9 protein-coding genes are annotated in these 13,024 nt (G+C 66.4%); 2 read left to right on the forward strand and 7 right to left on the reverse strand.

The genetic code is table 11. The annotated features are described in order from the left end of the window. Positions 1-20: 20 nt before the first annotated feature. From BSTEL_RS03945 to murA, 5 genes are all read right to left on the reverse strand, one after another. A complete protein-coding gene (locus BSTEL_RS03945; RefSeq protein WP_034527352.1) occupies positions 21-1,187 on the reverse strand; it encodes an ABC transporter substrate-binding protein in 1,167 nt (388 codons plus the stop codon). 339 nt (positions 1,188-1,526) lie between these two features. Beyond that, the gene (locus BSTEL_RS03950) at positions 1,527-2,648 is read right to left on the reverse strand and encodes a D-alanine--D-alanine ligase family protein (protein WP_034527354.1); all 1,122 of its coding nucleotides are present in this window, start codon (positions 2,646-2,648) and stop codon (positions 1,527-1,529) included. Positions 2,649-2,771: 123 nt separating this feature from the next. Then, on the reverse strand, positions 2,772-3,767 hold the full coding sequence (locus BSTEL_RS03955; RefSeq protein WP_034527356.1) for an NAD(P)H-dependent glycerol-3-phosphate dehydrogenase: 996 nt from the start codon (positions 3,765-3,767) through the stop codon (positions 2,772-2,774). A 65-nt stretch (positions 3,768-3,832) separates the two neighbouring features. Further along, on the reverse strand, positions 3,833-4,729 hold the full coding sequence (locus tag BSTEL_RS03960; protein ID WP_034527358.1) for a lysophospholipid acyltransferase family protein: 897 nt from the start codon (positions 4,727-4,729) through the stop codon (positions 3,833-3,835). 195 nt (positions 4,730-4,924) lie between these two features. After that, positions 4,925-6,250, reverse strand: coding sequence for a UDP-N-acetylglucosamine 1-carboxyvinyltransferase (gene murA, locus BSTEL_RS03965; protein ID WP_034527361.1), 1,326 nt, complete (start codon positions 6,248-6,250; stop codon positions 4,925-4,927). A 309-nt stretch (positions 6,251-6,559) separates the two neighbouring features. Here murA and BSTEL_RS03970 point away from each other — a divergent pair, with 309 nt between their 5' ends. Then, a complete protein-coding gene (locus BSTEL_RS03970) occupies positions 6,560-7,921 on the forward strand; it encodes an NAD(P)/FAD-dependent oxidoreductase (RefSeq protein ID WP_034527363.1) in 1,362 nt (453 codons plus the stop codon). Between the two features lie 397 nt (positions 7,922-8,318). On the opposite strand, the gene BSTEL_RS03975 is transcribed toward BSTEL_RS03970, so the two are convergent. After that, positions 8,319-9,512: a beta/alpha barrel domain-containing protein gene (locus BSTEL_RS03975; RefSeq protein ID WP_034527365.1), complete on the reverse strand. Its 1,194-nt coding sequence runs from the start codon at positions 9,510-9,512 to the stop codon at positions 8,319-8,321. A 296-nt stretch (positions 9,513-9,808) separates the two neighbouring features. After that, a complete protein-coding gene (locus BSTEL_RS12685; RefSeq protein ID WP_238567617.1) occupies positions 9,809-11,587 on the reverse strand; it encodes a CPBP family intramembrane glutamic endopeptidase in 1,779 nt (592 codons plus the stop codon). Between the two features lie 740 nt (positions 11,588-12,327). Between BSTEL_RS12685 and BSTEL_RS11365 the strand changes: the two genes are divergently transcribed. Beyond that, positions 12,328-13,020: a PH domain-containing protein gene (locus tag BSTEL_RS11365; protein ID WP_051922836.1), complete on the forward strand. Its 693-nt coding sequence runs from the start codon at positions 12,328-12,330 to the stop codon at positions 13,018-13,020. Positions 13,021-13,024 lie beyond the last annotated feature (4 nt).

The raw sequence follows: 13,024 nt of genomic DNA on the forward strand, positions 1-13,024 counted from the left end.
GCTGCGGTTGTGCGGTCGGCTCAGTTGCCGATCGTCTTGTCCCAGTTGTTCTGGAGCCAGTCGGTGATGCGGGTGGCATCATCGTTGGTGTAGCTGACCGGCTTGCCTTCGATGGTGATGGCGTCCTTGAGGGTCGCCTTGTCGACGGTGCCGTCCTGCTTCATCGAGTCGAGCAGCACCGGGTTGGCGCCGCCCTTGAACCACAGGTTCTGGGCTTCGGCGGTGTACAGGTACTCCTCCCACAGGCGGGCGGCGGCCGGGTGCGGCGCGTCCTTGTTGATGGCCTGGTTGTAGTAGCTGACGACCTGCGCCTTCGGGAAGGTCTTGTACTCCCAGTTGACGCCCTTGCTCTTCAGCTCCTTCTTGTAGGAGGCCTGGTTGTAGGTCCAATCCATGACGACGCCGGTCTGGCCGGAATCGATGGTGCCGTTGGTCACGTCGACGGTGGTGAGGTTGCCGGCGTCCTTGAGCTTCTTGAAGAAGTCGAGGCCGGGCTGGACGTTCTTGATGTCGCCGCCGGCCAGCTGGTTGACCATCAGGTAGCCGTTGAAGGCGGCGCCGGCCTCGGCGGGCTTGCCGTTGAGGGCGACGGTGCCGGCGAACTTCGGGTCGAGCAGGTCGTTGAGGGACTTGATCTCGCCGTACTTGTCCTTGTTCCAGCCGATCGACATGATGCCGGTGTAGTCGGCGTAGTAGGCGCCGTTCGCGTCCTTGTTCTCGTCCGGAATCTTGTCCCACGCCTGCACCTTGTACGGGGCGAAGGAGTCGGTGGAGGTGGCGGCGATCTGCTGGCCGAGGTCGAAGATGTCCGGCGCGGCGTCGGTGCCCTTGTTGGTCTTGGCGGCGTCGAGCTCCTCCTTGGAGGAGGCGTTCGGGTTGAGCTCGGTGATCTTGATCTTCGGGTACTTCTTCTTGAACGTGGAGATGACCTCGCCGTAGTTGGACCAGTCGTGCGGCAGGGCGATGACGTTCAGCGCGCCCTCCTTCTCGGCGGCCTTGACGAGGTCGTCCATCGTGCCGAAATCGGCGAGGGAGGTGGCCTTGGCGGACTTCTGGTCGACGGTGACGGACTTGCCGGTGGAGCCGGAGTCGTTGCTGGAGGAGGCGTTCGACGAACCGCAGGCGGCCATCGAGAACGCGAGCACGGTGGCGATGGCGCCAGCCGCGATCTTACGCAGGTTCTTCATGGATGTTCCTTTACTCAACTTGCCTCTAGGGAGTTGCCCTCTAGGGAATCAGGGCCTTCATCCGCGCCGTGGGCGCGTGGCCCGTAATCCAATTGAGAAAGGTACGTCCGTTATCCGTCCCGACACCGACGCCCCGGTGAACGCCGCGCGACCTTGCGCGACGCCGCGATGAATTCCGGGAAACTACAGATGAACTATGACGATTACGTTGTTTGCGTCAACATCAGGACGCCGGAAAAACGCGGGGAGGGTCCCGCCGCAACGGCGGAACCCTCCCCGACGATCGCCCGGCATCAGCCGGCATGCGTCAGCCGGCGTCTCACCGGCACGCAGGCGCGTCTAGCGCAGCACGCCTTCGATCAGGCGGGTGATGAGCGCGGTGTAGCTCACGCCGGTCGCGTCCCACGCCTTCGGATACATGGAGATCGGCGTGAATCCGGGCATCGTGTTGATTTCGTTGACCATCACGGTGCCGTCCGCGGTGACGAACGTGTCCACACGGCTCAGGCCGGCGCCGTCGACCGCGGCGAACGCGCGGCGGGCGACGTCGCGCACGTCCTCGAGCACGCTGACCGGCAGGTCGGCGGGCACTTCGACGTGGCTGGCGGTGGAGTCCATGTACTTGGAGTCGAAATCGTAGAACTGGTCGTCGTCCTGATGGTCAAGCACGATCTCGCCCGGCCAGCTGGCCTCCGGCTCGTCGCCGGGGGCGGCGGCGAGCACCGCGCACTCGATCTCGCGGCCGTCGATGCCCTGCTCGATGAGCACCTTCCAATCATGCCTGCCGGCCTCGGCGATGGCGGCGCCGAGCTGGGAGGTCTGCGCCTCCGGCGAATCGGCCTCCTCGACCTTCGTCACGCCGAAGCTGGAACCGGCGCGCGACGGCTTGACGAACAGCGGATACGTGAGGCCCGCCTCGGCGACGCGTTCCAGCGCCTCCTCGGGGCGGACGGAACGCGCGTCGACCATCACGCCGGGCGCGGTGGGGATACCGGCCGCATTGAGCACGACCTTCGTGTAGTGCTTGTCCATGCACGCGGCGGACGCGAACACGCCGCAGCCGACATACGGCACGTCCATCATCTCAAGCAGGCCCTGCACGGTGCCATCCTCGCCGTACGGGCCGTGCAGCACGGGGAACACGGCGTCGACGTGGCCGAACGGCTCGAGCGTGCCGTCCGCGTTGCGCGCGAAGAAGCCATCCTGGCCGAGTGCCACGTCGAGCACGACGTCGCGCGCGGCGGCGGTACGCTCGACGGTCGGCAGCACGCCGCCGTCGAGGTTCCAGCCGCGCGGGTCCTCGCCGCCGACAATCCACTTGCCGTCCTTGGTGATGCCGACCGGCACCGCCTCGAAACGGTCGGCGTCGAGCGCGTTCAGCACGCCGGCGGTCGAAATGCAGGAGATCGAATGTTCGTCGGCCCTGCCGCCGTACAACACCACGATGCGCTTCTTGGTCATAGTCGTTTTCTCGTCCGTTTCTCTAATGCTCTTTGCCGAATCCTGCCGGATCATCGAATCATCGAATCGTTCCGGGTACCGTATCCTACTCCGCGACCGTCACGGCCGCTGTGGCCGCTGTTACTACTCCGCGGTGATCTCGCGGCCGAACAGCAGGGACAGCATCTCGGCGCAGGAGATGCCCTCGTCGAGCACGCGGCTCATCGCGTAGGCGAGCGGCGTCGGCACGCCGAGCTCGTCGCCGAGCGCGACGACCGCGTCGGTGGTGGGCACGCCTTCGGCGACGCCGTTGCTCACCTTCGTCGCCTCCTCCTTGCTCAGGCCCTTGCCGAGGTTCGCGCCGAACGTGTAGTTGCGGCTCAGCGGGGAGCCGCACGTGGCGATCAGATCGCCCACGCCGGCGAGACCGGCGAACGTCTTCGGATCGGCGCCCGCGGCCTTGCCGAGCGCGGTGAGTTCGGCGAGGCCTCGCGTCTCGATCATCGCGGCCGTGTTCTCGCCGTAGCCGGCGCCGCGCGCCATGCCGACGGCGAGCGCGACGACGTTCTTCAGCGAGCCGCACATCTCCAGTCCGATGACGTCGGTGGTGACGAACGCCTTGAAGTAGTCGGTGGTGCAGGCCTTGGCGACCTTGGTCGCGTTGTCGAGGTTCTCGCAGCCGACGACGGTCGCGGCGGGCTGGCGCAGCGCGATCTCCTTGCTCAGGTTCGGGCCGGAGATGGCGGCGAAACGGTCGGACGGCAGGTCGAGGGATTCGCGCACGACCTCGTCCATGCGCTTGTTCGTGTTGCGTTCGATGCCCTTCATAAGGCTCACGACGATCGCGCTGTCCGGGATGAGGCCCTTGAATTCGGCGAGCGCGACGCGCGCGAACTGCGCGGCGATCGCGACGACGACGATCTCGGCGTCCTTGACCGATGCGGCGCGGTCGCCGGTGGCGGTCATGTTGTCCGGCAGATGCTCGATGAACGGGAGCCTCACGTGGTTGCGGTGGTTGTCGCGGATGCCTGCGACGATTTCGGGCTCCATCGCCCACATCGTCACGTCGTTGCCCGCGTCGGCCAGCACCTGGCCGAACGCGGTGCCCCATGCGCCGGCGCCGAGAACAGTGATCTTCATGTTGTGTGATTCCTTACTTTCGATTCGTGACTGTTTCGTGACCTTCGTGCCATGCTACTCGCCGCTCACGCCGAGGCGATCGGCTTGCGGCTCATCGTGCGGTAGTCCCAGTAGCCTTCCGCCGGGAACTTCTCGCCGCGGATCTCCTCAAGCAGTTCGTTGAGGCGGATGAACATGCGCCATTTGAGCGTTTCGACGGCTTCGGCCGGCGGCTCGTCGCCCCAGTGCTCCATGCCTTCGAGCAGGTCGGAGTAGTCGAGCTGGTGGTCGTAGCACATGACGACGTTCTTGTGCGGCCACGGCCACCAGTGGTTGATGGAGGCGGCGCCCCACGTGGCGGCGCAGAACAGCGGCACCTGCTTGCCGAGTCGGCGGGACGCTTCGAGCGCGATGAACGCGGCGCCCTCCTTGATGCTCATCACCCATTTTTGCGGGTCGCGGGTGACGGTGCCTTCGGGCCAGACGGTGAGCGGACGGCCGGAGACGAGGATGTCGATCGAGGTCTCCTCGATCTGCTTGGCCTTGCCGGAGTGGCGTTGGACGGGCTGCATGCCGACGAGCTGGAACCATTTGCCGATGAGCGGCCATTTCGCCATCTCGGCCTTGGCCATGTAGCGGGGGCGGCGGCCCATGTGGAACATGCTGGCCATCGGCACGAACACGTCGAACATGGTCACGTGCGAGGCGGCGGTGATGAACGGGCCGTCTTCGGGGATGTTGTCGAGTCCCCACGCGTAGGTCCGGCAGCTCGCGTTGAAGACGACGTCGACGCCTTTGAGCAGGCGGCGCGTGCCGTTCGGGTTCTGCGCATCGATCTCGCGCTGGTTGATGCGGCGGTCGGGGCCGGTGGGCAGGTCGCGCATCGGGTCGACGAGATGATGCTTCTTCGCGAGTTTCGCCACCTGCGCGTCGGAGAGCGGTTTGACCGCGGAGCGCGGCGACGGTTTTCCTTTGGATGCCATGCGCCTTATTCTACGTTCGCCCCCTACCGCGGCTCGTGCGTTCGTCCTTCCCCGCCCCCGCTGGCGGGGGCTCCCGCGAAGCGGGTGGGGGTGGTCTCAATCGCACCCGCGAAACCACCTCCAGTCAGCCTACGGCTGACAGCCCCCGCCAGCGGGGGCGAGCAGTCCGCCAGCGGGGCGGGCATAACAAGGCCGTCAGTCGAAGTCGGCGCCGAGTTGCTGGAGTTTGCCGCGGAAGTCGGCGTAGCCGCGGTCGATCAGGCTGATGCCCTGCACGTTGGACGGGCCCTTCGCGGCGAGCGCCGCGATCAGGTGGCTGAATCCGCCCCTGAGGTCCGGCACGTCGATGTCGCGGCCAGTGAGCGGGGTCGGTCCGAAGATCACCGCGGAATGCTTGTAGTTGCGCTGCTGGAAGCGGCACGGGAGCGACCCGAGGCACTCGCGGTACAGCTGGATCGTCGCGCCCATCTGCACCAAGGGCTTCGTGAAGCCGAAACGGTTCTCGTACACGGTCTCGTGCACGATCGACAGGCCGTTCGCCTGCGTGAGGGCCACGACCAGCGGCTGCTGCCAGTCGGTCATGAAGCCGGGGTGCACGTCCGTCTCGATCGCGACCGGCTTCAAGTCGCCGCCCGGATGCCAGAAGCGGATGCCCTTGTCGGTCACGTCGAATTCGCCGCCGACCTTGCGGAACACGTTGAGGAACGTCATCATCTCCGGCTGGGTCGCGCCCTTGACGAAGATGTCGCCGTGCGTGGCCAGCGCCGCCGACGCCCAGCTCGCCGCCTCGATGCGGTCGGTGAGCGACGTGTGCGTGTAGCCCTTCAGCTCCTTGACGCCCTCGATGCGGAACGTGCGGTCCACGTCCACGCTGATGATCGCGCCCATCTTCTGCAACACGGCCACCAGATCCATGATCTCCGGCTCGATCGCCGCGCCCGACAGCTCGGTCTTGCCCTCGGCGAGCACGGCCGCGAGCAGCGTCTGCTCGGTCGCGCCCACGGACGGGTACGGCAGGTGGATCTTCGCGCCGTGCAGTCCGTTCGGCGCGGTGATGTGGATGCCGTCCTTGTGCTCCTTGTCGACGTTCGCGCCCAGCTTCCTGAGCGTCTCCAGATGGAAGTCGATCGGACGGCCGCCGATGTTGCAGCCGCCCAGCGCCGGGATGAACGCCTCGCCCAGACGGTGCACCAGCGGGCCGGAGAACAGGATCGGGATACGCGACGAGCCGGACAGCGTGTCCACGTCCGCCACGTCCGCGAGCTGCACGTGCGTCGCGTCGATCGTGACGACGCCGTGCTCGCCGTCCACGTCGACGTCCACGCCGTGCAGGCGCAGCAGGTCGGACACGACATGCACGTCGCGGATCTCCGGAACGTTCTTCAGCACCGACTTGCCCGGCGCGAGCAGCGCGGCGACCATCGCCTTGCTCACGAAGTTCTTCGCGCCACGCACCTTGATCGTGCCGTTCAGCGGCTTGCCGCCCTCGACGTGCAGCACGTCGTTCTCGTTTTCGCCCACGATTACCTCTTTCGATTCAACAGGACCGCGAAACACTATCAAACAGTGTGCCATAAGGCATGTGCGAACACCGTGAAACCCGTGGCGATGCGGCTGGCGGCGTAATCGTCGCGCCGCCGGCCGCACGCCGCCGCGACCGCCACGCCGATTGTGACGCGCGTCACAATCGCCGGCGATCGCCGCGTGCCCGGCGGACCCGCCGCCGTCGCTTTGCTATGGTGGGCAGCAGAGGTGAACGTTCACGGAAGGCAGGCGATCGGAGACTGCCGGAACGCGCCACCCGCACCACTACGCAAAGGAGCATAATCCATGACCACCGTCGCCATCGTCGGATGCACGCACGCCGGCACCTTCGCCGCCACGTCGATCCTCGCCGAGCATCCCGATTGGACCGTCCACGTGTTCGAACGCAACGGCACGCTGTCGTTCCTCTCGTGCGGCATCGCCCTGTGGGTCGGCGACCACGTGTCCGACCCGAAGAAGATGTTCTACTCGTCGCCCGAGGCGCTGGCCGAGGCGGGCGCGACCATGCACATGCGCACCGACGTGACGTCCATCGACGTCGCCGCCAAGACGCTCACCTACCGTCCGGTCGACGCGATCGGCGTGGGCGACGCGGCCGGCGAGGAGCGGACGCTGCGCTTCGACAAGCTCGTCGTCACCACCGGCTCGCGCCCGGTCGTGCCGCCGATCCCGGGCATCGACAGCCCGCACGTGCTGCTGTGCAAGAACTGGGACCACGCCATCGCCATCAAGGAGAAGGCGAAGGAGGCGAAGTCGGCGGTCGTGATCGGCTCCGGCTACATCGGCGCGGAGATCGCCGAGCAGTTCTCGCTCACCGGCGTCAAGACCACGCTCGTCGACGGCCTCGACCGTCCGCTCGCCAACAACTTCGACAAGCGGATCACCGACCAGGTGGCCGCCGCGTTCGAGGAGCATGGCGTCACGCTCGCGCTCGGCCAGAAGGTGACCGCCTTCCGCGACAACGACGACGACACCGTCACCGTCGTCACCGAAAAGGGCGAATACACGGCCGAGATGGCGATTCTCGCGGTCGGCTTCCTGCCGAACACGGACCTGCTCAAGGGACAGGTCGACATGCTGCCGAACGGCGCGATCGTCGTCGACGACTACATGCGCGCCTCCGTGCCGGACGTGTACGCGTGCGGCGACTCGGCGACCGTCTTCTACAACCCGACCGGCAAGCACGACTACATCCCGCTCGCCACGAACGCGGTGCGCCAGGGCCTGCTCGTCGGCCGCAACATCGCGGAGCCGACCGTCAAGTACCTCGGCACGCAGGCGACGAGCGCCGTGCAGCTGTACGACCTGTCGCTCGCCGCGTCCGGCCTGACCGCGGCCGGCGCGGAACGCCGCGGACTCACCGTGCGCGAGACCGAGCTGACCGAGGACTACCGCCCCGACTTCATGCTCACCACCACGCCCGTCACGTCGATCCTCACATGGGATCCGGTCACGCGCGAGGTCAAGGGCGGGCAGTTCTGCTCGAAGGCGGACATCTCCGGCGCGGCGAACGTGATCTCGATGGCGATCCAGACGAAGTTCACCATCGACCAGCTCGCGAACGTGGACTTCCTGTTCCAGCCGAACTTCGACAAGCCCGTCTACTACGTCGGCGCCGTCGCCATGAAGGCCGCCGCCGAAGCCTGACAAATACCGCCCCCGCCTGACAAATGCCGCCCCCGCCGGCGGGGGCTCCCGCGAAGCGGGTGGGGGTGGTCCAGCCGTACTCCAGCAACTCGCCCCTGCTGGCGGGGCTCCCGCGAAACAGATGGACAATCGGCCGTACTCGCCCCCGCTGGCGGGGGCTCCCGCGAAGCGGGTGGGGGTGGTCCGACGGCGACCCCCACGTAACCACCCCCAGTCGGCTGACGCCGACAGCCCTCCGGGCCCTGCAACTACAGACGGCCTCCGGCCGACATCACACAGCTCGCTGTCGCTCGCTTTCGCCTACAAACGCCTCCGGCGTTTGCTTCACGGCTCAGCCCGCCGGCGGGGGCACGACGGAACGGTACCCCTCGTCTACGGGGCCGAGACCGGCGATCCCCTACAGACTCGCCTTGATCTTGTGGGCGAGGTCGGCGTCCCACATCGCGCCGGTGGCGGACATCACGCTGTCCGCGCCGGCGCGCTTGTACGCGGCGAAATCATCCGGCGTCACGACGCCGCCGACGCCGTTGATCGCGAAATCAAGTCCGCTCTTCTCGCGGATCGCGGCGAGGCGCGAGACCATGTCGAGGCCCGCGCCGCGGATCGCGTGACCGCACACGCCGGAACGGTCGCGGCCCTTGCCCGGCAGGGCCTGATCGCCGTTCGCGTCGACGAGACGCGCGGAAATCGTGTTGATCGTGCTGAAACCCTGCACGGTGCCGCGGCCCACGGTCGATTGCACCATGAGTTCGAGCGCCGCGTCGTCGGGGATGTAGGCGAGTTTCACCATGAGCGGCGTGTCGCCGATCTCGTTCTTCACCGCCTCGGCGATGCGACCGACGAGCAGCGGATTATGGCATAGCAGCACGTTGTGCCCCTCGTTCGGGCAGCTCGTGTTCATCACCATGACCTTCGCGCCGGTCTCCTTGACGAGGCGCGCGGTGGTCGCATGGTCGGCGATGTACTCCTCCTCGGTCATGCCCTCCACGCGGGAGCCCTGGAAGCCGGGGACGAGCAGCTGGCCGGGGCCGGCCGCCGCGATCGCGCGGAACATGTCCGGCTGCCACAGGTCCGGGTCCTGCGAGGGGACTCCGAAGCTGTTGGAGATGGAGATCGGACGCTCGTAGTTCGTGTCGGCGAACACGCCCTCGTCGAGTTCGGGACTGCCGGGGGTGAGCGAGCCGTCCGCCGAGCGCGGGTGCACGGCGAGCACGTTCGGGAACGGGTTGCAGCCCCATGCGCGCGAACGCACCGTCTTGTAGGTGGCCAGGTCGAAGCCCATGCGGAACGCGGCCGTCGTGAAACGGCTGTTGAGCAGCGGACCGGCGGGGATGCCGAACGCGAGGTTCACCGGCACCCCGAGGAACGAGTCAGTAGGGGCGGAGACACCATTGCCTTGCTCCCCCTCCGAGGGGGAGCTGGCCGCGGAGCGGTCTGAGGGGGTACCTGCGGAGCCGGATTCCGCCCCACCGGCCGCCTCATCCCGCTTCAGCGCTTCGGCGAACGCGCCGAACGGGCCCTGCTCGTAGTTGTCCTCATAGGTGCGGTTCACGTCGTAGAACGGTTCGGACTGGTGGAGGTCCTGGCTCATGGTGTTCTCGATTCTCCTCGGCTCTGTGCGGATGACTGTGCACTGGGCGGCCGTGCGCTTGTCCGCGCGCAACGACCATGCGATGACGGTGCGTCTATGCGCGACGTCGAGCGGAAATCGCCACAATCGGCGGATACGCTCGCCTACCTACCCATCATCCAGCATAAGCACCGTCATACACAAACGACGCGCGCCCAAGGGCACGCCGCCGCTACGAAAGCTCCGCGCGATTATGGTGCGCAAAACGACGGTTTTGCGCACCATAATCGCGCGGAGACCGGACTCGTTCCGCTCGCTCAGCCGAGCATCGCGGAGACGAACGAGGTAATGGCGAGCAGCGCATTGATCGCGACAAACACGATGAACGCCCACGACGTCCATCCGAAATACGTGTCCTGCCCGCTGCGGTTGACGCGCAGGAACCCGCCGATCTGTTTCCGCCCGACGATCAGCACGATGATCGCGCCGACCACACCGCCCAACGCCAACGCAAGCGAGAAGATGCCATACCCCATGTTGCTGAGGAAATGGCTGGCGAGACCGTCGATCACGCCGGACAGGATCGCGTTATTGAAGATGTGCAACGCGATCGACCAGACCAGCGAATACTCCATCGCGACATAGCCGAGCACCAGACCGAACAGGAACGCGAAGAAGCCCTGCACCACATCGTCATGGAACAGGCCGAACGCGATCGCCGACGTGAGGATCGCGAAGTTCTTGCCGAGCGGCTTCAATTCCTTCATCAGCACGCCGCGGAACATCATCTCCTCGCAGATCGGCCCGATCAGGCCGATATATAGCCACATGCTCACGGTGATGGCGGATTCGTTGATGCTGTCCGACGTGGGCGACGCCAGATCCGTGCCGAACATCGAGAACGCGAGTTGGATGAGGACGATCACGCCCTGCACGCCCAATGCGACCACGAGGATCGCGAGGCAGGCGAGCGGGGTCATGCGCCGGGCGCCGTACTGGCTGATCGTGCCGATTTGGTTCGTTTCGCCGTAGGTCTCGCGATGCGGGCCGCCAAGCCAGTATTCGCGGGTGAAGATATCACGGTGGCGCATGAGGATCAGGAATCCGACCGCGGAGAACACGGCGACGAGGCTCATGATGCCGGACCACCGGTTGAACGCGCTGTCATAGGATGACGAACTGCCGCCCGGATTCGTCGCGGCGTAGATCGCCCCGAAGACGATGCCGGCGACGATGCTCACACCCATCATCACAGCGTCATAGGCGAGCGTCAGTCCCATCGCGCGATTGACGACCTTGCGCCGCCAGGTGCGCCACCATGCGCGCGGGTCGATGGCCGCGAACGTCGGCACCGCCATGGGCATCGGCTGCGCATAATAGGTCGGCCACATCGGCTGCGGCTGATACTGGGGTTGGAGCTGGGGCTGCGACGGGTAGAGGGGAGCGGCACCCGGCGTAGCGACGGACCCCGGGGCTCCGGCGGCTCCCATCGGCGTGCCCATCGGAATCGTCGGCATGCCGGCGGCTGCGGGAGCCGGGGAAACCGGCGGAGCGGCAGGGACGCCCGCGGCATACTGCGGATACTGCGCGGATTGCGGCGCGTATTGGTATTGGGCGGCCTGCGGCGGATATTGAGTGCCTTGCGATGGGTACTGGGCAGCAGGCGCCGCTTGCTGGGAATAGGGCACGGACTGGGCTGATTGAGCATACGGAACAGCCTGCGGGACAGACGCGACCTGAGGAGCAGCCACGGGCTGCGAAACCACTGCAGGCTGGGGAGCCGGAGTGGCGTATTGCTGATACTGCGCGGACTGCGGCATGGGCTGTTCCGGAGACTGGGGCGGCTGCCACACCGGCGGCTGCGGGTAGGACGAAGCCGAGGGAACGGCCTGCGGGTACACCCCACCGACCTGCGGAGTCCCAGCGGCGACCTTCGGGGCCCCGCTCCCGGCCTGCATGGTTTCAGCCCCGGCCTGCATGGTTCCCGGCGCAACCTGCATGGTTTCGGTACCAACGTGCGGAGTTTCGCCGGCAACGTGTAGGTCTCCCGTCGCAACCTGTGCGGTCCCCTGCTGAAGACCGGTGCTCCGCGCCATCACCGGGTTTTCGGGAACCGCGGTATTCCGCGGATTCCCCGAGCCGGCAAACGATCCGGTGGAAGCTTCTACTCGACCACCCCGTACAGGTCGGCCCGCAGCATCTACACGTTCGGCCCCCAAATCTACAGGTCGCCCCTCGGCCCCTACACGTCCGTCCGAAAACCCTACAGGTTCATCCCCAGACCACGCAGGTTCACGCCCCGACCGTGCAGGTTCACCCGGAACCTCCACGGCCCTGTCCCCGTTTCTTGCTGATTCCGGAGGCCGTACCGATTCCGCTGGCGATACCGGCTCCCCCGGCCTCACCGGCTCGCCTGCCTGCGCGGGGCTTCCGTACCGCGACCGCTGCGTCGCATCCCATTGTTCCCGTTGTTCCTGCTCGGATTGTTGCGTCCGCGGATTCGCATCCCCCTGCGGATGCCCTTCATTCGTATTCATGGTGCCAACCTATGCCCCGTTCCTGAACGTAACATGACCGTTCATTGAACAACATGGCCAAGCATCGTGAGCCGACCACCATGGCGCATCGCGGATTCCGCGAGCACACGCGCGGATAGCCGCCCCCAACCCGATCACCAACACCTCGATTCGATATATTCGATACAGTGGGACACATGAATGAACTTGGGGAAGGCACCGACGGCATCAGAGAGAACGGGAGCATGACCACCCCCAGTCGGCTCCGCCGACAGCCCCCGCCAGCGGGGGCGGAACGGGGAGTATGGACGGCTGCAGGCATGACGCGCAACGACCACGAGCGAAACAACGACAACACCACCGGCCGCACCACCAACACCAGCGTCGTCAACACCAGCCACACCACCGCCAACACCACCGGCCACATCACCAACATCGGCCACACCAGTAATACCAGCCACACCACCAACACCGGCCACACCGGTCACACCAACAGCCCTACCGGCGACACGGGAAACGGCAGCGCCACCGATGCCGCGTGGCGTGCGCTGCCGGAGCGGGTGCGCACGGTGTGGCTCATCAACGAGGCGATCCAGTGCGCGGTCTGGTTGGCGGCATGCGGCGGATTCGTCACGGTCTGCGTACTCAACGGCTGGTGGGGGTTCTGGACGCAGCTGGTCGCCGCGCTCGCCGCGATCTACGCGGTCGGCGACCTCGCGACCCAGCCGTTGCAGACGAAATACCGGTACGCGTTCACGCGTTTCCGCATCGGCGAGCGCGACCTCGCCACGCGCACGGGCTGGCTGTGGCGCAGATCCACGACCACCCCGTACAACCGCGTGCAGCATGTGGATACGAGGCAGAATCCGGTGCAGCGCCGGTTCGGATTGACCACAGTGGTCGTGCATACGGCGGCCGACACGACCGAAATCGCCGCGTTGGACACCGCGGAGGCCGAGCGCATGGTCGCGACGATCGCGGCCCGCGTGGCCGACGCACGGGAGGACCTGTGATGCG

Origin of the sequence: Bifidobacterium stellenboschense (genome assembly GCF_000741785.1) — a bacterium.
Taxonomy (GTDB): Bacteria; Actinomycetota; Actinomycetes; order Actinomycetales; family Bifidobacteriaceae; genus Bifidobacterium; species Bifidobacterium stellenboschense.